This is a genomic window from Nocardioides deserti, from assembly GCF_014266025.1.
Taxonomy (GTDB): Bacteria; Actinomycetota; Actinomycetes; order Propionibacteriales; family Nocardioidaceae; genus Nocardioides; species Nocardioides deserti.
Genome location: NZ_JACMYC010000003.1, coordinates 34,723 through 59,792, shown reverse-complemented (window position 1 = coordinate 59,792; position 25,070 = coordinate 34,723). Strand labels below are relative to the sequence as shown.

Genomic DNA, 25,070 nt, shown 5'->3' with positions numbered 1-25,070 from the left:
GGGGAGACCTGCGTTGCCGGGGGCAAAGAGTTCTGACTAGATTGACCCTGCCCTCCGTAGCTCGACCCAAAGGACATGCCCCGTGGCGCTCCCGCCCCTCACGCCGGAACAACGCCAGGCGGCCCTCGAGAAGGCAGCCGCGTCCCGCCGGGAGCGGGCCGAGATCAAGAACCGGCTGAAGAACTCGGGCGCCTCGATCGTCGACGTCCTCCGCGAGGGCCAGGAGAACGAGGTCGTCGGCAAGATGCGCGTCGTCGACCTGCTCCAGTCGATGCCCGGCCTGGGGAAGGTGCGGGCGCGGCAGGTGATGGAGCGCCTCGGCATCGCCGAGAGCAGGCGCGTCCGCGGGCTCGGGACCAAGCAGGTCGCCGCGCTCGAGAAGGAGTTCGGCTCGCGCGGTCAGGCGTGACCGAGCCCGAGCGCCGCTCGCGTCTCGTCGTCCTCGCCGGTCCCACGGCCGTCGGCAAGGGCACGGTCGCCGCGCACATCCGCGAGCACCACCCCGAGGTCTGGATCTCGGTCTCCGCGACCACCCGTCCGCCGCGCCCCGGCGAGGTCAACGGCGTGCACTACTGGTTCGTCTCCGACGAGGAGTTCGACCGGATGGTCGCCGAGGACGACCTGCTGGAGTGGGCGGTCGTCCACAAGGCCGCGCGGTACGGCACGCCCCGGCAGCCGGTCGACCTCGCGCTGGCGTCGGGCCGCCCCGCGATGCTCGAGATCGACCTCCAGGGCGCGCGGCAGGTGCGCCGGACCATGCCGGAGGCGCTCTTCGTCTTCCTCAAGCCGCCGTCCTGGGAGGAGCTGGTGCGCCGGCTCGTCGGCCGCGGCACGGAGACCGAGGAGGAGCGCGAGCGCCGGCTCTCCACCGCCCGCGCGGAGCTCGACGCCGAGTCGGAGTTCGACCGGACGATCGTCAACCACGAAGTTCACGCTGCCGCGGACGAGTTGGTAGCCTTGATGACGCTCGACTGATTTCGCGCTGCGCGCTCCGCGCCTGCGGCGCCCGTCGGGCAACCATTCCACCGATCAGTGAGGCTTCACGCGTGTCTGCCCCCAACATCGACGCCCAGGGTGTCACCAACCCCTCGATCGACGACCTGCTCACCAAGACCGACAGCAAGTACAAGCTGGTCCTCTACAGCGCCAAGCGCGCCCGGCAGATCAACGCCTACTACTCCCAGCTCGGCGAGGGCCTGCTGGAGTACGTCGGCCCGCTCGTGGACACCCACGTCCAGGAGAAGCCCCTCTCCATCGCTCTGCGCGAGATCAACGAGGACCTGCTGACCTGCGAGGACGTCGACCCCGCCGAGCTCGCCGCCGAGGAGGCCGCCGCCAAGGCCGCCGCCATCGACGCGTCGTTCACCCCCGGCGAGTGATCCACTGAGCACCAGCTCCGACCACGAGGCCGCGCCCCCATCGGGGACGCGGCCCGTTGTCGTCCTCGGGGTGACCGGCGGGATCGCGGCGTACAAGGCGTGCGAGCTGCTGCGCCGGCTCACCGAGTCCGGGCACGACGTGACCGTCGTGCCCACCGAGTCCGCGCTGGAGTTCGTCGGCGCCCCCACCTGGGCGGCGCTGTCGGGCAAGCCGGTCGCCACCGACGTGTGGACCGACGTGCACCGCGTGCCGCACGTGCGGCTGGGCCAGTCCGCCGACCTCGTCGTCGTCGCACCGGCCACCGCCGACACGATCGCCCGGGCCGCGCACGGCCTCGCCGACGACCTGCTCACCAACACGCTCCTCACCGCCCGCTGCCCGGTGGTGCTCGCGCCGGCGATGCACACCGAGATGTGGGAGCACCCGGCGACGCAGGCGAACGTCGCGACCCTGCGCGAGCGGGGCGTGCTGGTGGTCGAGCCGGCCGAGGGCCGGCTGACCGGCAAGGACACCGGCAAGGGCCGGCTGCCCGAGCCGGCCGAGATCTTTGAGCTGTGCACGCAGGTGCTCGCCCGCAGCGCGGCCGGGGGCGGAGCCACCGGGCAGGACCTCGCCGGGCGCCACGTCGTGGTCTCGGCCGGCGGCACGCGGGAGTACCTCGACCCGGTCCGCTTCCTCGGCAACCGCTCGTCCGGCCTGCAGGGCTTCGCGCTGGCGCGGGCAGCGGCGGCGCGGGGTGCCGAGGTCACCCTCGTCGCGGCGAACGCCAACCTGCCCGACCCGGCCGGCGTGAAGGTCGTGCGGGTCGAGACCATCGCCGAGCTGCGCGACGTCGTCGTCCCGGCCGCGGCCTCGGCCGACGCCGTGGTCATGGCGGCCGCGCCGGCGGACTTCCGCCCGGCGACGTACAGCGACGCGAAGATGAAGAAGGCCGCGGACGGCTCCGCCCCGGCCATCGAGCTGGTGCAGAACCCCGACGTGCTGCGCGAGCTCAGCACCTCCCGTGCACGCCCCGACACGGTGGTCGTCGGCTTCGCCGCCGAGACCGGGGACGACACCGGCTCGGTGCTCGACCTGGCGCGCGCCAAGCTCGCGCGCAAGGGCTGCGACCTGCTCGTCGTCAACGACGTCAGCGGGGGAGCGGTCTTCGGCAGCCCCGAGAACGAGGCGGTCATCCTCGGCGCCGACGGCACCGCGACCGACGTGCCGCGCGGGTCCAAGGCCGCCCTGGCCCACGCCATTTGGGACGAAGTCGCCCGCAGGCTGCAGGATCGCCCCCGGCGGACCTGACCCTCCGCGGACATCGCGCCGACCAAAATGGGGGACAGGGTCGTGAGACGGCCGTCCCACGACCTGGGACGCCCCCTAACCTGAGCACCACCCGATCGACAGGAGCTGTGCTGTGGCTGGACGACTCTTCACCTCGGAGTCCGTGACCGAGGGTCACCCGGACAAGATCGCCGACCGCATCAGCGACACGGTGCTCGACTACCTGATGGCCAACGACGGCGACAAGGAGAACCTCCGCGTCGCCGTGGAGACCCTCCTGACCACCGGCCTGGTCGTCGTGGCCGGAGAGGTCCGCACCAACGCCTATGCCCCCGTGGCCGAGCTGGTCCGCGAGGCGATCCTCGACATCGGCTACGACTCCTCCGAGAAGGGCTTCGACGGCACCACCTGCGGCGTGCAGGTCGCCATCGGCGGCCAGTCCGTCGACATCGCCCAGGGCGTCGACCACGGCCACGAGTCGCGCGTCGGCACCTCTGAGGACGAGCTGGACCGCCGCGGCGCCGGCGACCAGGGCCTGATGTTCGGCTACGCCTGCGACGACACCCAGGTGCTGATGCCGCTGCCGATCGTCATCGCCCAGCGTCTCTCCGAGCGGCTCACCGAGGTCCGCAAGACCGGCGTCATGGACAACCTGCGTCCCGACGGCAAGACCCAGGTCACCATCGAGTACGACGCCGACGACCGCCCGGTCCGCGTCGACACCGTCGTGCTGTCCACGCAGCACTCGGAGGAGACCGACCTCGCCAAGCTCGAGATCGAGATCAAGCAGAACGTCATCGACCCGGTCCTCGCGACCTTCGACATCCCCTCCGACGACTACCGGCTGCTGGTCAACCCGACCGGCCGCTTCGTCGTCGGCGGCCCGATGGGCGACGCCGGCCTGACCGGCCGCAAGATCATCGTCGACACCTACGGCGGCATGGCGCGCCACGGGGGCGGCGCCTTCTCCGGCAAGGACCCGTCGAAGGTCGACCGCTCCGCCGCCTACGCCATGCGCTGGGTCGCCAAGAACGTCGTCGCCGCCGGCCTCGCCCGCCGCTGCGAGGTCCAGGTCGCCTACGCGATCGGCAAGGCCCAGCCGGTCGGCCTCTTCGTGCAGACCTTCGGCACCGGCGTCGTCTCCGACGAGGAGATCCAGAAGGCCGTCCTCGAGGTCTTCGACCTGCGCCCCGCGGCGATCCTGCGCGACCTCGACCTCCTGCGCCCGATCTACGCCAAGACCGCCGCCTACGGCCACTTCGGCCGCGAGCTCCCCGAGTTCACCTGGGAGCGCACCGACCGCGCCGACGCCCTGAAGGCCGCCGCCGGCATCTGAGGCGCTCGACCAGCGGGGAGCCGGTGACGCACGAGACGCGTCACGGACTCCCCGCTGTGCCCTCTCGGGCCTGCCGCGTGCACCGTCGGCGCCCGCTGGGAGACTTCGCTCGTGAGCGGACCGGAGGAGCAGCCCGAGCTGCTGCCCGGCCATGAATGGCGGAGCGTCCGGGCGAGCGTGAAGGAGTCGCAGGCCAAGGCGCGGGCGACCCGTGCCCGCAAGGCGGCGGAGGCGGAGGTCGCCGAGGTCGACCCGGTGGCGCGGGTGCTGGTCGACGTGCCGCTGGCGCACCTCGACCGCCCCTTCGACTACGCCGTGCCGGCGTCGATGGCCGAGGCGGCGCGGCCGGGCGTCCGGGTGAAGGTGCGATTCGCCGGCCAGGACGTCGACGGCTACCTCGTCGAGCGCGCCGCCACCTCCGACCACACCGGCCGGCTCGCGCCGCTGCGGCGGGTGGTGAGCGACGAGCCGGTGCTGAGCCCCGCGGTCGCGGGTCTGGTCGCCGCGGTGGCGGAGCGGTACGCCGGGAGCCGCTCCGACGTGCTCCGGCTGGCGGTCCCGCCGCGGCACGCGACCACCGAGAAGGAGCCGTCCCCGACGGAGCCGCCCGTGCCTCCCGCCGGCCCGGGCGAGGCCGCCGGCTGGCCCACCTACGAGCACGCGGCGGCGTACCTCTCCCACCTCGCCGGCGGCGGCGCCCCGCGCGCGGTCTGGTCGGTCGCGCCGGGGGAGGACTGGCCGCGCCGGCTGGCCGAGGCGGCCGCCGCGACCCGGCGGGCGGGGCGCGGGACGTTGATCTGCGTGCCCGACGGCAAGGACGTCGACCGGGTCGACCGGGCGCTGACCGACCTGCTCGGGGCGGACCACCACGTCACGCTGACGGCGGACGCGGGGCCGGCGCAGCGCTACCGGGACTTCCTGGCCGTCAGCCGCGGGACCCGCCGGATCGTCGTCGGCACGCGGGCGGCTGCCTTCGCGCCCGTCCACGACCTCGGCCTCGTCGTCGTGTGGGACGACGGGGACGACCTGCACGCCGAGCCGCGGGCGCCGTACCCCCACACCCGCGAGACGCTCCTGCTGCGCGCCGAGCGGGAGGGCGCGGCCGCGCTGGTCGCGGGGTTCGCGCGCAGCGTCGAGGCGGAGTACCTCCTGCGCACCGGCTGGGCCCACGAGCTCGCCGCCCCGCGCCCGGTGGTGCGCGAGCGGGTGCGCGTGACCGTCGCGGGTGCCAGCGAGCTCGACCTGCGCAGGGACCCGCTCGCTCGCGCGGCGCGCCTGCCGCACCAGGCGCTCGAGGCGATCCGCGAGGCCGTGGCCGAGGGGCCGGTGCTGGTGCAGAACCCCCGGCTCGGGTACGTCGCCGCGCTGGCCTGCGAGCGCTGCCGGACACCGGCGCGGTGCGACGTGTGTCGCGGCCCGCTCGCGCTGACCGGGCCGACCACCCCGCCGGCCTGTCGCTGGTGCGGCACGGAGGTGCCGGGCTGGGCGTGCGGCGAGTGCGGCCACCGGGGGCTGCGCGCGCCGGTCATCGGTGACGCGCGGACCGCCGAGGAGATCGGCCGGGCGCTGCCGCGGGTGCGGGTGCTCACCAGCTCGCGGGACCGGGTGCTCGCGACCGTGGACGCACGGCCGGGCGTCGTCGTGGCGACGCCGGGGGCGGAGCCGGTCGCGGAGGGCGGCTACGCGGCGGTCGTGCTGCTCGACGCGTGGCTGCTGCTCGGCCGCACGGACCTGCGCACCGAGGAGGAGGCGCTGCGCCGCTGGTGCGACGCGGTCGGGCTGGTGCGCCCCGGTGGCCGGGCGCTCGTCGTCGGCGACCCCGCGCACCCGGCCGTGCAGGCGCTCGTCCGGTGGGACCCGGGCGGCTTCGCGGCCCGGGAGACCGTCGAGCGCCAGGAGGCCCACCTGCCGCCGGCGAGCCGGCTGGCGACCATCACCGGCGAGCCCGGCGCCGTCGACGACGCGCTGACCCTGCTGAGCCTGCCCGAGGTCGGGGAGGTGCTCGGACCGGTCCCCACCTCGCTCGGCGAGCAGGAGGAGCCGGAGGTCCGCGCCGTCGTGCGTGTCCCGAGGGCGCAGGGCGCCGCGCTGGGGCGCGCCCTCGGCGAGCTGCAGCGCGTCCGCTCCGCCCGCAAGCTCGACGCCGTCCGGATCCAGGTCGACCCGCCGTCGCTGTAGCGCGGTGGGTCGTCTGCCGGAGGACGCGGGCGCGCGCGTGCAGGGGCACACGACCGGCGCTGGTGGGTCGACGCCGGCCCACTAGAGTGGACCGCTGCCCCGCACGACCACCGACCGACAGGAGAACCGTGGCCATCCAGCCGATCCGACTCTTCGGGGACCCGGTGCTGCGCAAGCCCGCGGTGGAGGTCGTCGACTTCGACAAGGAGCTGCGCCAGCTGGTCTCGGACCTCACCGACACCATGCTCGACGCGCCCGGCGCGGGCCTCGCGGCGCCGCAGATCGGCGTCGGGCTGCGGGTGTTCACCTGGTACGTCGACGGCGAGGTCGGCCACCTGGTCAACCCGACGCTGGAGCTGTCCGAGGAGGTCCAGGACGGTCTCGAGGGCTGCCTGTCGCTCCCGGAGCTCACCTACGAGTGCCGGCGGGCGATGTCGGTGGTGGCGCAGGGGTTCGACATGCACGGCGAGCCGCTGACGATCCACGGCTCCGAGCTGCTCGCCCGCGCCATCCAGCACGAGACCGACCACCTCGACGGGGTCCTCTTCATCGACCGTCTCGACCAGGCAGCCCGCAAGGCCGCGATGAAGGAGATCCGCGAGTCCGAGTGGTTCGGCCTCGAGAAGCCCCAGGTCAAGATCAGCCCCCATCCCACGAACGGTTTCGGTCTCTAGTCCATGCGCCTCGTCTTCGCCGGCACCCCCGAGGTCGCCGTGCCCTCCCTGAACGCCATCGCCGACTCCGGCCACGAGCTGGTCGGCGTCGTCACCCGCCCCGACGCCCCGGCGGGTCGCGGCCGCAAGCTCGTCGTCAGCCCGGTCGCCCAGCGCGCGGAGGAGCTCGGCGTCCCGGTGCTGAAGCCCGACCACCCGCGCGACCCGGAGTTCCAGGAGCAGCTCAAGGCGCTGCGCCCGGACTGCTGCCCGGTCGTGGCGTACGGCGCCCTCCTGCCGCAGTCGGCCCTCGACATCCCGCCGCACGGCTGGGTCAACCTGCACTTCTCGTGCCTGCCCGCGTGGCGCGGTGCGGCGCCGGTGCAGCACGCGATCTGGGCCGGTGACGAGGTCACCGGCGCGACGACGTTCCGCATCGTCAAGGCGATGGACGCCGGCCCGACGTTCGGCGTGATGACCGAGCGGATCCGCCCCACCGACACCGCCGGCGACCTGCTGGGCCGCCTTGCGGAGGGCGGCGCCGGGCTGCTCGTCGCCACCCTGGACGGCATCGAGGACGGCTCGCTCGTCGCCCGCGAGCAGCCCGAGGACGGCGTCAGCGTCGCCCCGAAGATCCTCGTCGAGGACGCCGAGGTCGACTGGACCGAGCCGGCCGTCGCCGTCGACCGGCGCATCCGCGCGTGCACGCCCGGCCCCGGTGCCTGGTCGACCCACGAGGGCGAGCGGCTCAAGGTCGGCCCGGTGAGGATCGAGGAGGGCACCCGGCTCGAGCCCGGTGTGCTCGAGGTCCGCAAGAACGCCGTGCTCGTCGGCACCGGCACCGACGCGGTCCTGCTCGGCGAGGTCAAGGCGTTCGGGAAGAAGCAGATGGGCGCGGCCGACTGGGCCCGCGGCGTACGGCTGGAGTCCGGCACCCGCCTCGGTGCCTGAGCGCATGGGCCGCCCCGCGACACCCGACGACGTCGACACGATCTGCCGGTCGCTGCCCGAGGTCGAGCTCGGTGTGACGTGGGGCGACCGGCCGACGTACGTCGTCCGCGGCCGCGGCTTCGTGCTCTTCCGCGCGGCCGACCACCACGCGGTGGACCCGGCGACCGGTGAGCCGTACGAGGACCTGCTGGTGATCACCACGCCGACGACGGACGCCAAGGAGGCGCTCGTCGCCGACCCGTCGACGCCGTTCTTCACGATCGACCACTTCCGCCGCACCAGCGCCGTGCTCGTCTCGCGGTCCCGGCTCGGCGAGCTCGACGTCGAGGAGCTGCGCGAGGTCATCACCGAGGCCTGGGCCGCCCGCGCGCCGAAGCGCCTGGTCCGCGAGCACCTGGCTCACGTCGAGGGGGAGACCGATGGTTGACCGGCGCCGACCGGGGTCGCGGAACCAGAAGGCGAAGCCGAAGGCCAAGCCGAAGATGGACGTCCCGCGGCTGGCGGCGTGGGAGGTGCTCAAGGCGGTCCGCGTCGACGACGCCTACACCAACCTCGTGCTCCCGTCGGTGCTGGCCGAGCACGGGCTGACCGGCCGCGACGCGGCGTTCGTCACCGAGCTCGTGTCCGGCACGATCCGGCGCCAGGCGACGTACGACGCCGTGCTGGCCGCGTGCGTTGACCGGTCGCTGGCGAAGGTCGAGGCGAAGGTGCTCGACGCGCTGCGGCTCGGGACGCACCAGCTGCTCTCGATGCGCGTGCCCGCCCACGCGGCGATCAGCACGACCGTCGACCTGGTCCGCAGCAAGGTCGGGCCCGGGGCGGCCGGCTTCGCCAACGCCGTGCTGCGCAAGGTGACCGCCCACGACCTCGACGCCTGGGTCGACCGGGTCGCGCCCGACCGCGGGACCGACCCGACCGGGCACGCCGCGGTGGCGTCCAGCCACCCCCGGTGGGTCGTCGACGAGCTGCGCCGCGCGGTGGGCGCCGACGAGCTCGACGCGCTGCTGGCCGCCGACAACGAGCCGCCGCGGGTCACCCTCGTCGCCCGTCCGGGCCGCGCGACCCTTGAGGAGCTGCCGGGGCAGCCGACCCCGTGGTCGCCCTACGGCGTGGTGCTGGAGTCCGGCGACCCCGGCGCGGTGCCGGCCGTCGCCGAGGGCCGTGCCGGGGTGCAGGACGAGGGCTCGCAGCTTGTCGCCGAGGCGGCCGCCGCCGCCGCGGTCGAGGGCCGCGACGAGCGGTGGCTCGACCTGTGCGCCGGTCCGGGCGGCAAGTCCGCGCTGCTGGCGGCGTTGGCCGCCGGGCGTGGCGCGCGGCTCGTCGCCGGCGAGCGCCAGCCCCACCGCGCCCGCCTGGTGGCGCGCAACCTCCGCGGTGCCGACGGTCCGGTCGCAGGGGTGGCCGGCGTGCTGACCGCGGACGGCACCCGGCCGCCGTTCCGCGAGGGCACCTTCGACCGCGTCCTGGTCGACGCGCCGTGCACCGGCCTGGGGGCGCTGCGCCGCCGGCCGGAGGCCCGCTGGCGACGCCGGCCCCAGGACCTCGCCGACCTGGTGGCGCTCCAGCGTGCGCTGGTCGGCTCCGCGCTGGACCTGGTGCGGCCCGGCGGCGCGGTGCTCTACGCGACCTGCTCGCCGGTGCTGGCCGAGACCGCCGAGGTCGTCGAGGCGGTGCTGGGGTCGCGCGGCGACGTACGCCTCGAGGACGCCTCGGGGCTGCTCGCGCACGTGCCGGACGCCGCCGGTCCGCTCGAGGGCACCCTGCAGCTGTGGCCGCACCGGCACGGCACCGACGCGATGTTCCTCGCGCTGATGCGCCGCACGTGACCGTCAGTCGAGCACGTGGCGCAGGTACCGCTGCGGGTCGGTGAGGTACGCGCGCCAGTGCTCGACCAGCTCGAGCTCCTCCCACCCGGCCGGGCGCAGGCCCCACGGGCCCACCTCGAGGATCGTCGCCCCGGGCATGGCGGCGAGCACGGGGGAGTGCGTCGCGCACAGCACCTGCCCGCCGCGGCCGACCACCTCGTGCAGCACCGAGACCAGCCCCAGGGTCGAGGAGAACGACAACGCGGCCTCCGGCTCGTCGAGGCAGTAGAACCCCGGCGAGGAGAAGCGCGTGCGCAGCACCTCGAGGAACGACTCCCCGTGGCTCATCTCGTGCAGCAGCGCCTCGCCGGCGTCGAGCCGGTTCTCCTCCAGGTAGGTGTAGAAGGAGTGCATCGTCTCGGCACGCAGGAAGAAGCCCCAACGCGGCGCACCGATCCCGCGGCGCAGCTCCAGCGCCGCACCGAGCGGCGACTCGGACGGCCTGGTGCGGTGCCGGGCGCCGGTCGAGCCGCCCTCGACGCCCATGCCGTAGGCCTCGGCCACCGCCTCGACGATCGTCGACTTGCCCGAGCCGTTCTCGCCGACCAGGAACGTCACCCCCGGAGCGAGGTCGAGCCCGCGCCGCACGACGTGCTCGACGGCCGGCACGGTCATCGGCCACTGGCGCAGCGGCAGCTTGTCCGCCCGGCCCTCCCGCGGCACGGACACGCGGACCACGGGCGGTTGGTCGAAGCGCACGGGCCTCACCGTACGGCCCACTACGGTGGACGCGTGGCTGCCTCGAAGTCCGCGTCGAAGTCCCCGTCCGTCGAGATCGAGGTCGACGACCGCGTCGTGCGGGTGAGCAATCCGGACCGCGTCTATTTTCCGGAGTCGGGTGCGACGAAGCTCGACCTGGTCGAGTACTACCTCGCCGTCGGCCCCGGCATCGTCAACGCGCTGGAGGAGCGGCCCTGCATGCTGCACCGCTTCCCGAAGGGCCTCGCCGGGGACAAGGTGCACCAGAAGCGGCTGCCGCAGGGCGCGCCGCCGTGGGTGGAGACCGTCCGGCTGCACTTCCCGCGCTGGAACCGCACCGCCGACGAGCTGTGCGTGACCGAGCTGGCGAGCGTCATCTGGGCGGTGCAGATGTCGACGGTCGAGTTCCACCCGTGGAACAGCCGGCGTGCCGACACCGAGAAGCCCGACGAGTGGCGCATCGACCTCGACCCGGGGCCGGACTGCGACTTCGACCGGGTACGCCGCGTGGCCGGCGTCGTCCACGAGGTGCTCGACGAGCTCGGCGTCACCGGCTACCCGAAGACGAGCGGCAGCAAGGGCATCCACGTCTACGTCCGGATCCGTCCCGACCACGGGTTCAAGGAGGTGCGCCGTGCCGCGCTGGCCTTCGCCCGCGAGGTCGAGCGGCGCGCACCCGACGACGTCGACCTGACCTGGTGGCGCAAGGACCGGGACCCCGCGACGGTCTTCGTCGACTACAACCAGAACGCGCGCGACCACACCATCGCCGCGGCGTACTCCGTGCGCGGCCTGCCCGACGCCCGCGTCTCCACCCCGATCCGCTGGGACGAGGTCGCCGACGTGGACCCGCGTGACTTCACGATCTTCACCGTCCCGCAGCGCTTCGCCGAGCTCGGCGACCTGCACGCCGACATCGACGACCACCCCTGGGACATCGCGCCGCTGCTGGAGTGGGCCGAGCGCGACGAGGCGGAGGGCGCCGAGCCGCCCGCGGACCCCGACGGCGAGTGACGAGTGACGAGTGACGGGCGTCCCCCGGAGGGGTGAGGTCCGAGGGGAGACGGCTGGGTAACGGCTCGCGGTGACCTCGCGACAGCAGCTCCTGACCAGGGTCGAGAAGGCCGCCCGCGAGGTCTTCGGACACGAGCACCTGCTCGGCGGCCAGGCCGAGGCGATGACCGCGCTGCTCGACGGCCACGACGTGCTGCTGGTCTCGCCGACCGGGTCGGGCAAGTCGCTGGTCTACCAGGTCGCCGGCGTCCTCACCGAGGGCTGCACGCTCGTCGTCTCGCCGCTGCTCGCGCTCCAGCAGGACCAGGTCGACGGCATCCGCTCGGCGCCCGGCGGCCTGACCGCGTGCCGGCTCAGCTCGGCGGAGTCGGAGGCGGAGAAGCGCGAGGTGGTCGAGCGGGCCACGGCCGGAGAGGTCGACTTCCTCTTCTGCTCGCCCGAGCAGCTGGCCAACGACGAGGTGCGCGCCGCGATCGGCGCCGCCGGCATCCGGCTGGTCGCCGTCGACGAGGCGCACTGCGTCTCGGCGTGGGGCCACGACTTCCGGCCCGACTACTTCCGCCTCGGAGTCCTCCTCGCCGACCTGGTCGACGAGCACGGTGCCCCGCCCCGCGTGGTCGCGATGACGGCCACCGCCGCCCCGCCGGTGCAGGAGGACATCGTCGACCGGCTCGACCTCCGCGAGCCGCGGACCGTCCTGACCGGGTTCGCCCGCGACAACCTCGCGCTCGAGGTGACTCGCGTCAACGAGGAGGCCGACCAGCACCGCGCGGTGGTCGAGCTGGTCGCCGCGGCCGAGGGGTCGGGCATCGTCTACTGCCGCACCCGCCCCAAGGCCGAGGAGTACGCCACCGCGCTGGCCGAGGCGGGCCGGCGCACGGCGGTCTACCACGCGGGCCTGACCCACCGTCGCCGCGAGGAGACCCACGAGGCGTTCATGGCCGACGAGGTCGACGTCGTGGTGGCGACCTCCGCCTTCGGCATGGGCATCGACAAGCCCGACGTGCGGTTCGTGGTGCACGCGCAGGTCCCGGAGTCGCCCGACACCTACTACCAGGAGGTGGGCCGGGCCGGCCGCGACGGCGAGCCGGCGACCGCCACCCTGGTCTACCGGCCCGAGGACCTCGCCCTGGGCCGCTTCTTCTCCGGCGGCATCCCGAAGAAGAAGGACGTGCACGCCGTGCTCCGCGCCGCGGGCGAGGTCGGCACCGAGCCGAAGGACGTCGCCGAGGCGTCCGGCTTCGGACCGCGCAAGACGGGCCGGATCCTCAACCTGCTGGCACTGGTCCACGAGACCCGCCCGGAGGCCAACGCGCCGGACGACGCCGTCGCCGCGGTGGTCGAGGTGGCGGAGTCGCACCGCCAGCTCGAGCGGTCGCGGGTCGACATGATGCGCGGCTACGCCGAGACCGACCGGTGCCGCGCGGCGTATCTCCAGGGCTACTTCGGGGAGCAGGCGGAGCAGCGCTGCGGCCGCTGCGACAACTGCCGCGCCGGAGTCGCGGAGGATCCCGTCGTCGAGCAGGACGCGGCGTACCCCGTCCAGAGCGACGTCGTTCACACCGAGTTCGGCCCCGGCGTCGTCACCGACGTCGAGGACGACCGGGTCACGGTGCTCTTCGACTCGGTCGGCTACCGCACGCTGTCGCTGGACGTCCTCGACGAGCAGGACCTGCTCGAGCTGGCCTGACTCGACCTACCTGACCTGCTCGGCGGACCGCGCGCTCCCTAGACTGACGGCCCGTGGGCCACCTCCAGATCACGCCGAGCATCCTCAACGCCGACTTCGCGAACCTCGGGGCGGAGGTGGCGCGGATCCCCGGCGCGGACTGGGTCCACGTCGACGTCATGGACAACCACTTCGTCCCGAACCTCACCTTCGGCCCGACGATGGTCGAGGCGCTGGCGCGCAGCACCGACACCCCGCTCGACGCCCACCTGATGATCGAGGACCCCGACCGCAACGCCGTGACGTACGTCGAGGCCGGCTGCGGCTCGGTCACCTTCCACGTCGAGGCCACTCGCGCGCCGGTCCGGCTGGCCCGCGAGATCCGCTCCCACGGCGCCCGCGCGTCGATGGCGCTGCGTCCCGCGACGCCGATCGAGCCCTACGCCGACCTGCTGCCCGAGCTCGACATGGTGCTGCTGATGACCGTGGAGCCGGGCTTCGGCGGACAGAAGTTCCTCGACCTGGTGCTGCCGAAGATCCGGCGCACCCGCGCGCTGCTCGACGCCCACGGCGTCGAGACCTGGCTCCAGGTCGACGGCGGCGTCTCGCTCGAGACCATCGGCCGCTGCGCGGAGGCCGGCGCCGACGTCTTCGTCGCGGGCTCGGCCGTCTACTCCGCCGACGACCCCGACGCCATGGTCGCCTCGCTGCGGGAGGCCGCGGCCGCTGCCGTCAGCTGAGGGACGCCCTCGACCAGGGCCGTGCGCGCGAGCTCTGGGTCCAGCCCGCGCGGCCGGAGGGTCACCGCGAGCTGGAGGCCGCGCACGAGGGCCAGCACGGACTCGACGAGCGCGTCGGTCGGCTCGTGGTCCAGCTGGCGCTGGAGCCGGCCGGTCACCACGGAGCGCTCGCGGGCGTGCCGCACGTCGAGCACGTCGCCGAGCTCTCGGTCGGCTCGCCCGAGCTCGCTCCAGGCGAGCCAGGCCCGGAGCACGAGGAGGTCCTCCTCGTCCCGTGGGAGGAAGCCCGCCCATCCCTCGGTGAGCGAGCGGACCTGCGTCCGGGCGAGGTGCTCGTCGTTGGTCATCACCGCGAGGACCCGGACCAGCCGCTCCCGGTTGGTCAGCTGGTGGACGATCGACGATGGTGCGATTCCGACCTCGTCGCCCAGACGGCGGAGGGTCACCGCGCGCGTGCCGCCCTCGTCGATGAGTCGCCACGAGGCGTGCATCAGCTCCTCGGCGCGTGACCGGGTGTCCGTGAGATGCGGCATGGCGCCAGCCCACCACGGACGAGGGTCTGTCGGCGCGGGCCATCCACAGCCTCGGTCTTGATCGAACGTTCGATCAAGACGCGAGGTGCACCCTGCTCGCCGGCCGCGACCGGCTCGGACCAGCTCGGCCCCGACGCCGTCCCACCCTGTGGGCCGCCTCACGCCGCCGGCGAGGGACCGCTGTGGCAGACTCGGCCGCAGACGAGCGAATGCTCGCGTGCTCTGGGGTCGGTGAAATTCCGAGCCGGCGGTGACTGGAGGGATCCAGAAGTCCGCGACCCGGTCACAGCCAGTGACCGGTTGACCAGGTGAGAGTCCTGGACCGACGGTCAAAGTCCGGATGGGAAGCGCACGCAGGCGGCTCGGCACGCCACGCACGTGCCTGCGCCGCCGTCAGGCCCCGGAGTCCGCGACGACACCGGACACGAGGGGCCAGCGAGATGAGCACCAGCGACGCGGAGCTGCGCGCGATGCGCCGCGCCCTCGCGCTCGCCGCGAGCCCCGGCGTTCCCCTCGGGCCGAACCCGCGGGTCGGGTGCGTGCTGCTCGCCGACGACGGCACGACCGTGGCGGAGGGCTACCACCGCGGCGCGGGCACCGCCCACGCCGAGGCGGACGCGCTGGCGCAGGCGGGGGAGCGGGCGCGGGGGACGACCGCAGTCGTCACCCTCGAGCCGTGCAACCACACCGGCCGCACCGGGCCGTGCGCGCGAGCGCTGGTGGAGGCGGGGGTACGTCGCGTGGTGTACGCCGCGGCCGACACCAACCCGGTGGCCGTCGGCGGCGCGCAGACGCTCCGCGCGGCCGGCGTCGACGTGGAGGCCGGGCTGCTCGCGGACGAGTCGCGCGCGCTCAACCGGACCTGGACCTTCGCCGTCGAGCACGGCCGCCCGTTCGTCACCTGGAAGCTCGCGACCACCCTCGACGGCCGGAGTGCCGCGGCAGACGGCACCAGCCGCTGGATCTCCAGCCGCGCCGCCCGGCTCGACACCCACCGTCTCCGCGGGCAGGCCGACACCATGCTGGTCGGCACCGGCACGGTCGCGGTCGACGACCCGGCCCTCACCGTCCGCGACGAGCACGACGTACCGCTGCCCGACCAGCCGCTGCGCGCGGTCATGGGCCTGCGCGACCTCGACCCCGGCCGCCGCGTGCTCGACGACCACGCCGAGACGGTGCTGCTGCGCACCCGTGACCCGCACGAGGCGCTGGCCGCGCTGCGCGCCCGCGACCGCCAGCACGTCTTCCTCGAGGGCGGCCCGACCCTGGCCGCGGCGTTCCTGCGCGCCGGCCTGGTCGACGAGGTGGTGGCGTACGTCGCGCCGATGTTCCTCGGCGCCGGTCTCGGCGCCGTCGCCGACCTCGGAATCACCACCATCGCCGACGCGTTCCGACCCACGGTCACCGACGTGGCCGTGCTCGACCCGGTCGAGGCCGGCGAGCAGCCGAACCTGCGGCTGACCATGACGCCCGCACCGAGACCCGCACCGAGACCCGCACCGACACCCGCGCCGGCCACGGCGACGGTCCAGCACGACGAGGAGCGCTGAGCAATGTTCACAGGGATCGTCGAGGAGCTCGGCACCGTCGCGGCCGTCGAGGACCAGGGCGACGCGATCCGGCTCACGATCCGCGCCGCCACCGTCCTCGAGGACGCCGCGCTCGGTGACTCCATCGCCGTCAACGGGTGCTGCCTGACCGTGGCCGCCCGCGACGAGGACACCTGGACCGCCGACGTCATGCAGGAGACGCTCGACAAGACCAGCCTCCGCGGCGTCCAGCCGGGCGACACGGTCAACCTCGAGCGCGCCGTGACCGCCGCGACCCGGCTCGGGGGGCACATCGTGCAGGGCCACGTCGACGGCGTCGGCGAGGTGCTGCGGCGCACCCCGAGCGAGCACTGGGAGGTCGTCGAGGTCTCGTTGCCGGCCGACCTCGCGCGGTACCTCGTCGACAAGGGCTCCATCACCGTCGACGGGGTCAGCCTGACCGTCGTGGAGGCGGGGGCGGCCTCGTTCACCGTCAGCCTCATCCCCGAGACCCTCGCGCGCACCACCCTCGGCAGCCGGCAGGTCGGCGACCGCGTCAACCTCGAGACCGACGTCATCGCCAAGCACGTCGAGAAGCTGCTCGCCGGCCACCTGCCCGCCGCCACCCCGAGCACCACCGAGGAGGCCTGATGCTCGACTGGCTGCTGCACGGCACCATCGCCGTCGGCGACGGCACGCTCGCGGTCCGCGAGGTCGTCGGCAACGGCTTCGGCCTGGCCAGCGCGCTGCTCGGCATGCGCCGGCTGGTGTGGGCCTGGCCGATCGGCCTGGTCGGGAACGTCCTGCTGTTCACCGTGTTCGTGAGCGGCGAGCTCAGCGGCGCGACCTCCGAGCCGCTGTGGGGCCAGGCCGGCCGACAGGTGATGTTCGCGCTGGTCGGCGTCTACGGCTGGTGGCGCTGGCGCTCGGCACGCCGCTCGCCCGACGAGGCCGCGGTCGAGCCTCGCTGGGCGACCGGCCGCGAGCGGCTCGCGCTGCTCGGCGCCGCCGCGGTCGGGTACGCCGCGGCGTACGCGCTGCTCGTCCGGATCGGCTCGTGGGGTCCCACCACCGAGGCGTGGATCCTCGCCGGCTCGCTCATCGCGACCTACGGCATGGCCCGCGGGTGGGTGGAGTTCTGGCTGGTGTGGATCGCCGTCGACGTCGTCGGCGTGACCACGTTGCTCCGCGCCGGCTACTACCCGACCGCCGGCATGTACCTGTTCTACGGCGCGTTCTGCGTCCTCGGCCTGATCACCTGGTGGCGCGTCGAACGCGCCTCGCACCAGCCGGCGGCGACCCCGCTGCCGGTCGACGAAGGAGTCCCCGCATGAGCGCCCAGCAGTCGGCAGGTCCGTCCGCCCCGCAGCACGAGAAGGTCCGCCTCGACGACGTCGAGCGCGCGATCGCCGACATCGCGGCCGGCAGGGCCGTCATCGTCGTCGACGACGAGGACCGGGAGAACGAGGGCGACATCATCTTCGCCGCCAGCAAGGCGACGCCGGAGCTCATGGCCTGGACGATCCGGCACAGCAGCGGGGTGATCTGCGTGCCGATGCCGGCCGACATGCTCGACCGGCTCGAGATCCCCCTGATGACGCCGCACAACAAGGACAAGCTGCGCACGGCGTACACGATCTCGGTCGACGCCCGCGACGGCGTCAGCACCGGCATCTCCGCCGCCGACCGCGCGCACACCGTCCGGGTCCTCGCCGACTCCGCGACCGAGCCGTGGGAGGTGACCCGGCCCGGGCACGTGTTCCCGCTGCGCTACCGCGAGGGTGGCGTGCTCGTCCGGCGCGGCCACACCGAGGCCGCGGTCGACCTGGCCCGGCTCGCCGGGCTCACCCCGGCCGGCGTCCTGGTCGAGGTCGTCAACGACGACGGGACGATGAAGCGGGCGCCGGAGCTGCGCGAGTTCGCCGACGAGCACGGCCTGGCGATGATCTCGATCGAGCAGCTGGTCAAGCACCGCCGCCGCCACGAGAACCTCGTCGAGCGCGTCGCCGAGACCCGCCTGCCGACCCGCCACGGCGACTTCACGGCGTACGGCTACCGCATCACCGTCGACGGCTCCGAGCACATCGCGCTGGTCCACGGAGACCCGGAGTCCCTGCGCGGAAGCGAGGAGCCAGTGCTGACCCGCGTGCACTCGGAGTGCCTGACCGGCGACGTGTTCGGCAGCCACCGCTGCGACTGTGGCCCGCAGCTCGACGAGGCCCTCGAGCGGATCGTCGCGGAAGGGCGTGGCGTGGTCGTCTACCTCCGCGGCCACGAGGGCCGGGGGATCGGCCTGGTCGCCAAGCTGCAGGCCTACCAGCTCCAGGACGGCGGCCGCGACACCGTCGACGCCAACCTCGACCTCGGGCTGCCGGCCGACGCGCGCCACTACGGCACCGCGACGCAGGTGCTGCGGGACCTCGGCGTCACCAGCGTCCGGCTGCTCACCAACAACCCGGAGAAGGTCAGCAGCCTCGAGGACTTCGGCGTCCCCGTCGCCGAGCGGGTCCCGCTGACCCCGCACCCCAACGACCACAACCTGGCCTACCTGCGCACCAAGCGCGACCGGATGGGCCACGTCCTGCCCGGCCTGACTTCCGTCGAGCCGGCCCCGAGCACGACTGTCGTGGACCCCCTCGACACCACCGACCAGGAGATCGACGCATGAGCGGACACGGCGCCCCCACCCTCCAGCCCGTCGACTGCAGCGACCTGCGCGTCGCCGTCGTCGCCGCCAGCTGGCACACCGAGGTCATGGACGGCCTCCTCGCCGGCGCCGAGCGCGCGCTCGACGACCACCAGGTGGGGGAGTCGACCGTCGTCCGCGTGCCGGGCACGTTCGAGCTGCCGGTCGTCGCCGCGGCGCTCGCCGAGGAGCGGTACGACGCCGTGGTCGCCCTCGGCGTCGTGGTGCGGGGCGGCACGCCCCACTTCGAGTACGTCTGCTCCGCCGCCACCGACGGCCTGACCCGCGTCGCCCTCGACCACCGCACCCCGGTCGGCTTCGGCGTGCTCACCTGCGACACCGACGAGCAGGCGCTCGACCGCGCCGGGCTGCCCGGGTCGAAGGAGGACAAGGGCTACGAGGCGACGGCCGCCGCCCTCCTCACCGCCCGCACCCTCCGCGGCCTGACCCGCCGCTGAGCGAGCGGCGGGTCAGGTCCAGCCGAGCATCGTGGAGATCTCGCCGGCGAGGGACATGGGGTCGAAGGGCTTGGAGATGACGCCGGCGACGGCCATCTCGTCCCAGAGCTGACGGTCCCCGACCTGGACCTTGGCGGTGAGCAGCACGACCGGGATGCCCGTGGTCGACTCCTGCGCCTGGAGGTGCCGGAAGGTGGTGAGGCCGTCCATGCCGGGCATCATCAGGTCGAGCACGACCACGTCGGGCTGGTGCTTGGCGGCCAGGTCGATGGCCTGCGCCCCGCTCTCGGCGGTGACGACCTCCCAGCCGGCGACGACCTCCAGCGCGAGCTGGGTGATCTCGCGGATGGAGTCGTCGTCGTCCACGACGAGGGCGCGGGGCATCAGCGCGCCCGCGGTCCGGCGAAGAGCGCTCGGTAGTACGTCTGCGTGTCCGCGGCGTCCACCTCCACGTCGGCGATCCGGTGCAGCAGTGCCTCGGTACCCGGACCGAGGCCGAGCACCTCGTTGTTGAACTTGCAGTAGTCGTACCCGCAGACCGCACGTTCCTCCACGAGCATCTCCACGATGGTGGAGATCATGGACCACATGACGTTGGTCTGTCGCTGGTCGTGGCGCACCAACGTGAACCCGAGGTAGTAGACGGCGTCCCGGGCGGTGTGCTCGGGGTAGTGGTGCGCCCACCAGCCGGGGCTGATCCACGGCACGGTCTCCAGGTCGCGGGTGAGCGTGGAGAGGCCGACGACCTCGCCGGCGGCGTCGCGGGCGACGTACTTCATCACCCGCGCGTCCTTCATCTCCTCGACGAACTCGTGCTCGTGGAGCAGGTGGCGCGCCATCGCGCGGACCTCCAGCTCGGCGAACGTCTCGCGGTAGAGCGCCCAGTACGCCGCGATCGTCTCGTCGTCGAGCTCGCGCTCGACGACGATGTCCAGGGTGGGGGCGGCCGCCTCAGGCACGGTGCTGCTCCTTCGGGCTCCAGTCCTCGACGGCGTACGCCGCCACCACCAGCGCGCAGACGGGCCGGTCGATGCAGTGGGCGGACGCGGTCGCGGACTCGACGGGCCCGTAGCCACCGCCGCGGTTCTCGTCCATGTCGTGCAGGCTCAGGGTGATCTGCTCCAGCAGCGACTCCTCGCTGCCGCCGTGGTGCTCGACGAACAGCCCGCCGGTCGTGTCGTCCCGCGTCCATCCGAGCCCGGCCCACACCGTCTCGCCGCTGTGCTCGGCGAACACCGCCGACTCCACGCAGTAGAGCTTGTCGCCGTGCCCACCCGCGAGCACCTCGCGGGCGCCGTCCTCGAGCACCCGGACGGTGCTGTGCGGCGGGATCACCGAGGAGAGCTTGATCAGGTTGAAGTTGCCGACTCCGGCGTTGAGCAGGGCGTGGTCGTACGCCGCCAGCTTCGTGCGTCCGACCCCGGTGGCGGCGCGGACGGTGATGTCGAGGCGGGTGGTCACATTTCCTCCTGGGAGGCGACGGGGGACAGGGAAGCAGAGGTCTCGGCGAAGGACGCGGCCGGACGGCCGGTGACGGCGTCGAGCAGGCCGAGGACGCGGTCCTCGAGCGCCTCGGGTCCGCTGCGGCCCTTGGTGAGGAAGACGGTCGGCCCGAGCGCGAGGGACGCGCGGCGGTCGACCTCGACGTCGGCGGCGCTGTAGACGACCAGCGGGGTCGCCGCGAGCACCGGGTCCTGCTGGAACGCCGCCACGACGGCCGAGCCGTCCTCGTCGGGCAGGTGCAGGTCGAGGACCAGCACGTGCGGACGCAGGGTGCGCCCGGCCTCGATCGCGGCAGCCGCGGTGGGAGCGTGGTCGACCCGGAGGCCGTGGCCGCGGAGCAGGGCGATGATCACCTCGGCGAGGTCCTCGTCGTCCTCGACCAGCAGCACGGTGCTCTCGCGCATCCGACCGGCGAGGGCGACGTCGACGGCCTGGATCAGCTGCTCCTCGGTGACCGGCTTGACCAGCCAGCCCTCGGTCTGGCGGTCCAGCTCGGGCGCGGTCTCGGGACCGAGGCCGGAGACGACGACGACGGGGATGCCGCGGGTGCGCTCACCGCCCCGCAGCTGGGCGACGACCTCGGCGCCCGAGGTGCCGGGCAGGCGCAGGTCGAGCAGGACCGCAGCGGGCCGCTCGGCGGTGGCGCGGGCGATCGCCTCGTCGCCGTCGCCGACCCCGATCGGCCGGTAGCCGTGCTCGAGGAGCATGGTCGACAGCGTCCCGACCACCGCCGGCTCGTCGTCGCACACGAGAATCGTGGGGGCGTCGACGGGCTCGGCGCCGGCGGCCGGCCGGGTGCGCTGCGCCACCGGGAGCGTGAATTGGACGGTCGCTCCCTGGCCCGGCCGGCTCTCCGCCCAGATCCGTCCGCCGTGGCGCTCGACGATGCCGCGGCTGATGGCCAGGCCGAGGCCCGTGCCACCCTTCTGGCGGGCGTCGGAGGAGTCGACCTGGTGGAAGCGGTTGAAGATGGTGCCGATCTGGTCCTCGGGGATCCCGCGGCCCTCGTCGCGCACCCGGAACAGGACCGTGGTGCCGGTGGGCTGCACGGCGGCGTCGACGACGACCCGGCCGCCGGCGGTGGAGAACTTGATCGCGTTGTTGAGCAGGTTCGTCAGCGTCTGCACGATCCGGTCGGCGTCGACGAGCACCTCGCCGGAGATCGGGCCGACCTCGAGGCGCACGTCGGCGCCCCGCGCCATCGCGTCCATCTCGGCGGTGGCCGCCTCGACCAGCGCACGGGCGTCGGTCGCCGCCAGCTCCATCGGCCGGGTCCCGGACTCGATCCGCTCGAGGTCGAGGATGTCGTTGATCAGCCGGGTCAGCCGCTCGCTGCTCTCCAGGGCGATCCGGGCCATCGACGTCGCGCGCGGGCTCAGGTCGCCCAGCTGACCACCGGCCAGCAGGCCCAGCGAGCCGCGGATCGAGGTGAGCGGCGTGCGCAGCTCGTGGCTGACGACCGAGAGGAACTCGTTCTTCATCCGGTCGACCTCGCGACGCTGCGTGACGTCGCGGAACACCACCACCGCACCGGTGACCACGTCGTCGTCCACCAGCGGGCTGGCCGTGATCTCGACGGGGAACGTGCCGCCGTCGGCACGCACGTAGACGTCCTCCTCGGCGCTGGTCACCGTTCCCGAGGCGATCGCCTCGGCGATGTAGCACCCGTCGTACGGGAAGGTGGTTCCGTCGACCTCGGGGGCGTGGAAGAGGTCGTGGGCACGCTGTCCCACCAGCGCCCCGATCGGGTGGCCGAGCGCGCGGGCGCCTGACGGGTTGACCCAGGTGATCAGCCCGTCGGCGTCGACGCCGTAGATGCCGTCGCCGACGGAGGTCAGCAGGGTCTCGGTACGACGCGCCATCCGCCGCAGGTCGGCGGTCTGCTCCTCGACCCGGAGCTCCAACCCTCGGCGCAGCTGGGTGTTGTCGAGGGTCAGCAGGACCTGGCGGAGCCCGGCGGCGAGGCCGAGCGCCAGCCACAGCACCACCTGGGCGCGCTGCAGGTCGGTGCCCGGGTTCAGCACGGTCTGCACCACGACGGCCACGCCCACGGTGGCGAAGACCAGGATCGTGTCCCGGGCGTCGGCGACGGCACGGCTCTCCTCGGCGTCCTCGGCGCCCGGGCGGGCCGGGTACCACGCCGCGACACCGATGAGGACGTAGCCCGCGATCCACCCCAGGTCGGGCAGGTCCCCGAACTGGAACGTCCCCTCGCTCACCCGCACCGCGTAGGAGAGGTCGGCGACGGCGTACAGGAAGAAGCCGAGCGCCACCAGCGCCAGTGCGGGCCGGCTCTCGCCGCGGCTTCGCAGCACGAGGAGGAGCCCAACGGTGACCAGCGCGACGTCGAGGAACGGGATGAGCACGCTGAAGAACTCCGGGCCGAACAGCCCGTCGATCGACCGCAGCAGCTCGTCGTAGAGCAGCACCGAGGCCACGATCAAGACTGCCGCGCCACCCACGACACCGTCGAGGATCAGGACGACGAGGTCGCGCCCCCGCCGACGCGCCGTGGGGAAGGACAGCAGGCCGGCGATGGAGAAGGCCAGGGCTGCCGAGATGGTGAGGTCGCTGACCAGGCTCGAGCCGGTCGCGGTGTCCACGCCGCTCACCGCGCCCCAGGCGTTGCCCGCGACCGCGACCAGCGCTGCCACGACGAGCCACGACCAGGCGCGGCGCTGGTCGGTGGACTGTCGGGCGCGCACCGCGAGGCCTACCGCCGTCGACGCCCCGGCGAGCATCAACCCGATGCCGCTGGCCGCTTCTGCCACGTCCTGCGGGGTGCCGGGGGAGAGGAGCGCCGCGAACAGCGCGATGAAGACCACCGCCGCCATGACGGCGACGTGGAAGCGACGTCGCTGCGCCTCGAGCGACAGCGATGTGCCCATACCCCGGACGGTATCAGCAGGTCAGAGGGGTCCCGCGGTCCGTCCCCGAGGACACCGACGGACGCCGACGGACCGCCGTCACCTAGGCTGGTGACCCGTGAAGACGTTCGACGAGCTGTGGGCCGAGCTGCAGGAGAAGGCCCGGACGCGTCCGGCGGGATCGGGCACGGTCGCCCAGCTCGACGCCGGCGTCCATGCCATCGGCAAGAAGCTGGTCGAGGAGGCTGCCGAGTCCTGGATGGCCGCCGAGCACGAGGGCAAGGAGCGGGCGGCCGAGGAGATCAGCCAGCTGCTCTACCACGCCCAGTGCCTGATGCTGGCCAGCGGCCTCGAGCTCGACGACGTCTACGCCCACCTCTGAACCCGAACAGGACTCCCATGTCCCTCCTCCGCGTCGCCGTCCCCAACAAGGGGTCGCTCTCCACGTCCGCCTCGGAGATCCTGCGCGAGTCCGGCTACCGGCAGCGCGACGACAGCAAGCAGCTGACGCTGGTCGACGACGAGAACGGCGTCGAGTTCTTCTACCTGCGTCCGCGCGACATCGCGCTGTACGTCGGCGAGGGCACGCTCGACGTCGGCATCACCGGCCGCGACCTCCTGCGCGACTCCGGCGCGCAGGCCGACGAGGTCCGCCCGCTCGGCTTCGGCCGCAGCCGGTTCCGGTTCGCCGGTCCGGCCGGGCGCTACACCGACCTGTCCCAGCTCGCGGGGCTGCGCATCGCGACGTCGTACGTCGGGGTCGTCCGGGCCTTCCTCGCCGAGCACGGCATCGAGGCGTCCGTGGTGCGGCTCGACGGCGCGGTCGAGACGAGCATCCAGCTCGGCGTCGCCGACGTCGTCGCGGACGTGGTGGAGACCGGCAGCACGCTGCGGCAGGCCGGGCTCGAGGTCTTCGGCGAGACGATCCTCGACTCCGAGGCCGTGCTCATCAAGCGCGCCACCGGCGACCCGCCGCCCGGCTTCGAGGTGTTCAAGCGGCGCCTCGACGGCGTGCTGGTGGCCCGCAGCTACGTGATGATGGACTACGACATCGAGAGCCAGCACGTCTCCGCCGCGGTCGCGCTGACGCCCGGCATCGAGAGCCCCACGGTCTCCCCGCTCCACAAGGACGGCTGGGTCGCCGTGCGGGCGATGGTCCCGAGCCAGGGTGCCCAGCGGTTGATGGACGAGCTGTGGGAGCTGGGCGCGCGCGGCATCCTCCTCACCGAGATCAATGCCTGCCGGCTCTGAGGCCGGCCGCGGCGCCGTGGAGCTGCCGCGGACCTGGCGCCCGCTCGGCCCACGGATCGTCGCGACCGTCCTGAGCATCGGGATGCTGGTCATCCTCGCCACCGCCTGGATCTCCCTCGGTGCCGAGACGCGCGCGAAGTTCACGCCGTTCCAGATCGGGACGATCGTCTTCTTCGTCATCGCCGGCGGCGTCGTGCTGCACGCGCTCACCCGGTCGCGGGTCACCGCGACCCGCGACGGGCTGACCGTCGTCAACGGCTACCGCAGCCGGTCCTTCGACTGGGCCGAGGTCGTCTCCGTCAACCTCCCGCCCGGCGCTCCCTGGGTCACCCTCGACCTCTCCGACGGTCGCACGGTCTCCGCCATGGGCATCCAGGGCTCCGACGGCGAACGCTCCCGCCAGGCCGTCCGCGACCTCCGCCGCCTGGCCGACGAGCTCACCCGCTAGCCCACCGCGCTGCACTCCACCCACCCCGTCAGCCGGGCTGG

The 25,070-nt window shown here is 73.6% G+C and carries 27 protein-coding genes and 1 riboswitch; of the genes, 21 read left to right on the top strand and 6 right to left on the bottom strand.

Features of this window, described 5'->3' with window-relative positions:
- The first annotated feature begins 82 nt into the window (after positions 1-82).
- From mihF to H7344_RS05900, 10 genes are all read left to right on the top strand, one after another.
- On the top strand, positions 83-409 hold the full coding sequence (gene mihF, locus H7344_RS05945) for an integration host factor, actinobacterial type (RefSeq protein ID WP_166188893.1): 327 nt from the start codon (positions 83-85) through the stop codon (positions 407-409).
- Positions 406-975, top strand: a complete 570-nt coding sequence (gene gmk / locus H7344_RS05940; protein WP_186345115.1) for a guanylate kinase — start codon at positions 406-408, stop codon at positions 973-975. The genes mihF and gmk overlap by 4 nt, the downstream gene beginning before the upstream one ends.
- Before the next feature lie 71 nt (positions 976-1,046).
- Complete coding sequence (gene rpoZ, locus H7344_RS05935) at positions 1,047-1,379, top strand: DNA-directed RNA polymerase subunit omega (RefSeq protein WP_166188889.1); 333 nt, start codon at positions 1,047-1,049, stop codon at positions 1,377-1,379.
- Positions 1,380-1,449: 70 nt separating this feature from the next.
- Positions 1,450-2,670, top strand: coding sequence for a bifunctional phosphopantothenoylcysteine decarboxylase/phosphopantothenate--cysteine ligase CoaBC (gene coaBC / locus H7344_RS05930; RefSeq protein ID WP_229707081.1), 1,221 nt, complete (start codon positions 1,450-1,452; stop codon positions 2,668-2,670).
- A 112-nt stretch (positions 2,671-2,782) separates the two neighbouring features.
- The gene (metK, locus tag H7344_RS05925) at positions 2,783-3,985 is read left to right on the top strand and encodes a methionine adenosyltransferase (protein WP_186345114.1); all 1,203 of its coding nucleotides are present in this window, start codon (positions 2,783-2,785) and stop codon (positions 3,983-3,985) included.
- A 111-nt stretch (positions 3,986-4,096) separates the two neighbouring features.
- Positions 4,097-6,163 (top strand): primosomal protein N', encoded by a 2,067-nt coding sequence (locus tag H7344_RS05920; RefSeq protein ID WP_186345113.1) that lies wholly within the window; start codon positions 4,097-4,099, stop codon positions 6,161-6,163.
- A gap of 128 nt (positions 6,164-6,291) precedes the next feature.
- Positions 6,292-6,837, top strand: coding sequence for a peptide deformylase (gene def, locus H7344_RS05915; RefSeq protein ID WP_186345112.1), 546 nt, complete (start codon positions 6,292-6,294; stop codon positions 6,835-6,837).
- 3 nt (positions 6,838-6,840) lie between these two features.
- Positions 6,841-7,767 (top strand): methionyl-tRNA formyltransferase, encoded by a 927-nt coding sequence (gene fmt / locus H7344_RS05910; RefSeq protein ID WP_186345111.1) that lies wholly within the window; start codon positions 6,841-6,843, stop codon positions 7,765-7,767.
- Positions 7,768-7,771: 4 nt separating this feature from the next.
- Positions 7,772-8,194: an MmcQ/YjbR family DNA-binding protein gene (locus tag H7344_RS05905; RefSeq protein ID WP_186345110.1), complete on the top strand. Its 423-nt coding sequence runs from the start codon at positions 7,772-7,774 to the stop codon at positions 8,192-8,194.
- Positions 8,187-9,593 (top strand): RsmB/NOP family class I SAM-dependent RNA methyltransferase, encoded by a 1,407-nt coding sequence (locus H7344_RS05900; protein ID WP_186345109.1) that lies wholly within the window; start codon positions 8,187-8,189, stop codon positions 9,591-9,593. Before H7344_RS05905 ends, H7344_RS05900 begins: the two co-directional genes overlap by 8 nt.
- A gap of 3 nt (positions 9,594-9,596) precedes the next feature.
- Here the strand turns inward: H7344_RS05900 and H7344_RS05895 are convergent, their stop codons facing one another.
- Entirely contained in the window at positions 9,597-10,331 is a 735-nt protein-coding gene (locus H7344_RS05895; protein ID WP_186345108.1) for an AAA family ATPase, read from the bottom strand.
- Between the two features lie 33 nt (positions 10,332-10,364).
- Here H7344_RS05895 and ligD point away from each other — a divergent pair, with 33 nt between their 5' ends.
- The 3 genes from ligD to rpe all read left to right on the top strand — a co-directional run bounded on the left by ligD (position 10,365) and on the right by rpe (position 13,754).
- The gene (gene ligD, locus H7344_RS05890) at positions 10,365-11,345 is read left to right on the top strand and encodes a non-homologous end-joining DNA ligase (protein WP_186345107.1); all 981 of its coding nucleotides are present in this window, start codon (positions 10,365-10,367) and stop codon (positions 11,343-11,345) included.
- Positions 11,346-11,415: 70 nt separating this feature from the next.
- Positions 11,416-13,035 (top strand): RecQ family ATP-dependent DNA helicase, encoded by a 1,620-nt coding sequence (locus tag H7344_RS05885; RefSeq protein ID WP_222130327.1) that lies wholly within the window; start codon positions 11,416-11,418, stop codon positions 13,033-13,035.
- Positions 13,036-13,088: 53 nt separating this feature from the next.
- Positions 13,089-13,754, top strand: a complete 666-nt coding sequence (rpe, locus tag H7344_RS05880) for a ribulose-phosphate 3-epimerase (protein ID WP_186345106.1) — start codon at positions 13,089-13,091, stop codon at positions 13,752-13,754.
- Here the strand turns inward: rpe and H7344_RS05875 are convergent.
- Complete coding sequence (locus tag H7344_RS05875) at positions 13,685-14,287, bottom strand: TetR family transcriptional regulator C-terminal domain-containing protein (RefSeq protein WP_186345105.1); 603 nt, start codon at positions 14,285-14,287, stop codon at positions 13,685-13,687. The genes rpe and H7344_RS05875 overlap by 70 nt on opposite strands.
- A 213-nt stretch (positions 14,288-14,500) precedes the next feature.
- Positions 14,501-14,644: riboswitch (FMN riboswitch) on the top strand.
- 83 nt (positions 14,645-14,727) lie between these two features.
- Here H7344_RS05875 and ribD point away from each other — a divergent pair.
- The 5 genes from ribD to ribH are packed head-to-tail and all read left to right on the top strand — an operon-like array spanning position 14,728 to position 18,960.
- On the top strand, positions 14,728-15,837 hold the full coding sequence (ribD, locus tag H7344_RS05870) for a bifunctional diaminohydroxyphosphoribosylaminopyrimidine deaminase/5-amino-6-(5-phosphoribosylamino)uracil reductase RibD (RefSeq protein ID WP_229707082.1): 1,110 nt from the start codon (positions 14,728-14,730) through the stop codon (positions 15,835-15,837).
- Positions 15,838-15,840: 3 nt separating this feature from the next.
- Positions 15,841-16,467, top strand: coding sequence for a riboflavin synthase (locus H7344_RS05865; RefSeq protein ID WP_186345104.1), 627 nt, complete (start codon positions 15,841-15,843; stop codon positions 16,465-16,467).
- Positions 16,467-17,150: a nicotinamide mononucleotide transporter family protein gene (locus H7344_RS05860; protein WP_186345103.1), complete on the top strand. Its 684-nt coding sequence runs from the start codon at positions 16,467-16,469 to the stop codon at positions 17,148-17,150. The genes H7344_RS05865 and H7344_RS05860 overlap by 1 nt, the downstream gene beginning before the upstream one ends.
- Positions 17,147-18,484, top strand: coding sequence for a bifunctional 3,4-dihydroxy-2-butanone-4-phosphate synthase/GTP cyclohydrolase II (locus H7344_RS05855; protein WP_229707083.1), 1,338 nt, complete (start codon positions 17,147-17,149; stop codon positions 18,482-18,484). Before H7344_RS05860 ends, H7344_RS05855 begins: the two co-directional genes overlap by 4 nt.
- Positions 18,481-18,960, top strand: coding sequence for a 6,7-dimethyl-8-ribityllumazine synthase (gene ribH / locus H7344_RS05850; protein ID WP_186345102.1), 480 nt, complete (start codon positions 18,481-18,483; stop codon positions 18,958-18,960). The genes H7344_RS05855 and ribH overlap by 4 nt, the downstream gene beginning before the upstream one ends.
- Before the next feature lie 12 nt (positions 18,961-18,972).
- On the opposite strand, the gene H7344_RS05845 is transcribed toward ribH, so the two are convergent.
- The 4 genes from H7344_RS05845 to H7344_RS05830 are packed head-to-tail and all read right to left on the bottom strand — an operon-like array spanning position 18,973 to position 23,351.
- A complete protein-coding gene (locus H7344_RS05845) occupies positions 18,973-19,344 on the bottom strand; it encodes a response regulator (RefSeq protein ID WP_186345101.1) in 372 nt (123 codons plus the stop codon).
- Positions 19,344-19,919 carry a hypothetical protein gene (locus H7344_RS05840; RefSeq protein WP_186345100.1) on the bottom strand — a complete coding sequence of 192 codons (576 nt, stop codon included), beginning with the start codon at positions 19,917-19,919 and terminating at the stop codon, positions 19,344-19,346. Before H7344_RS05840 ends, H7344_RS05845 begins: the two co-directional genes overlap by 1 nt.
- The gene (locus H7344_RS05835) at positions 19,912-20,421 is read right to left on the bottom strand and encodes a pyruvoyl-dependent arginine decarboxylase (RefSeq protein WP_186345099.1); all 510 of its coding nucleotides are present in this window, start codon (positions 20,419-20,421) and stop codon (positions 19,912-19,914) included. Before H7344_RS05835 ends, H7344_RS05840 begins: the two co-directional genes overlap by 8 nt.
- Positions 20,418-23,351, bottom strand: a complete 2,934-nt coding sequence (locus tag H7344_RS05830; protein ID WP_186345098.1) for an ATP-binding protein — start codon at positions 23,349-23,351, stop codon at positions 20,418-20,420. The genes H7344_RS05835 and H7344_RS05830 overlap by 4 nt, the downstream gene beginning before the upstream one ends.
- A gap of 97 nt (positions 23,352-23,448) precedes the next feature.
- Between H7344_RS05830 and H7344_RS05825 the strand changes: the two genes are divergently transcribed.
- The 3 genes from H7344_RS05825 to H7344_RS05815 are packed head-to-tail and all read left to right on the top strand — an operon-like array spanning position 23,449 to position 25,029.
- Positions 23,449-23,712, top strand: coding sequence for a phosphoribosyl-ATP diphosphatase (locus H7344_RS05825; protein ID WP_186345097.1), 264 nt, complete (start codon positions 23,449-23,451; stop codon positions 23,710-23,712).
- Between the two features lie 17 nt (positions 23,713-23,729).
- Positions 23,730-24,581, top strand: a complete 852-nt coding sequence (gene hisG / locus H7344_RS05820) for an ATP phosphoribosyltransferase (protein WP_186345096.1) — start codon at positions 23,730-23,732, stop codon at positions 24,579-24,581.
- The gene (locus H7344_RS05815) at positions 24,565-25,029 is read left to right on the top strand and encodes a PH domain-containing protein (RefSeq protein ID WP_186345095.1); all 465 of its coding nucleotides are present in this window, start codon (positions 24,565-24,567) and stop codon (positions 25,027-25,029) included. Before hisG ends, H7344_RS05815 begins: the two co-directional genes overlap by 17 nt.
- The last annotated feature ends 41 nt before the right edge of the window (positions 25,030-25,070 follow it).

Coding starts and splice junctions, on each gene's coding strand:
- fmt (WP_186345111.1), top strand. CDS start 6,841: ATGCGCCTCGTCTTCGCCGGCACCCCCGAGGTCGCCGTGCCCTCCCTG.
- H7344_RS05905 (WP_186345110.1), top strand. CDS start 7,772: ATGGGCCGCCCCGCGACACCCGACGACGTCGACACGATCTGCCGGTCG.
- H7344_RS05900 (WP_186345109.1), top strand. CDS start 8,187: ATGGTTGACCGGCGCCGACCGGGGTCGCGGAACCAGAAGGCGAAGCCG.
- H7344_RS05875 (WP_186345105.1), bottom strand. CDS start 14,287: ATGCCGCATCTCACGGACACCCGGTCACGCGCCGAGGAGCTGATGCAC.
- ribD (WP_229707082.1), top strand. CDS start 14,728: ATGAGCACCAGCGACGCGGAGCTGCGCGCGATGCGCCGCGCCCTCGCG.
- H7344_RS05865 (WP_186345104.1), top strand. CDS start 15,841: ATGTTCACAGGGATCGTCGAGGAGCTCGGCACCGTCGCGGCCGTCGAG.
- H7344_RS05860 (WP_186345103.1), top strand. CDS start 16,467: ATGCTCGACTGGCTGCTGCACGGCACCATCGCCGTCGGCGACGGCACG.
- H7344_RS05855 (WP_229707083.1), top strand. CDS start 17,147: ATGAGCGCCCAGCAGTCGGCAGGTCCGTCCGCCCCGCAGCACGAGAAG.
- ribH (WP_186345102.1), top strand. CDS start 18,481: ATGAGCGGACACGGCGCCCCCACCCTCCAGCCCGTCGACTGCAGCGAC.
- H7344_RS05845 (WP_186345101.1), bottom strand. CDS start 19,344: ATGCCCCGCGCCCTCGTCGTGGACGACGACGACTCCATCCGCGAGATC.
- H7344_RS05830 (WP_186345098.1), bottom strand. CDS start 23,351: ATGGGCACATCGCTGTCGCTCGAGGCGCAGCGACGTCGCTTCCACGTC.
- hisG (WP_186345096.1), top strand. CDS start 23,730: ATGTCCCTCCTCCGCGTCGCCGTCCCCAACAAGGGGTCGCTCTCCACG.
- H7344_RS05815 (WP_186345095.1), top strand. CDS start 24,565: ATGCCTGCCGGCTCTGAGGCCGGCCGCGGCGCCGTGGAGCTGCCGCGG.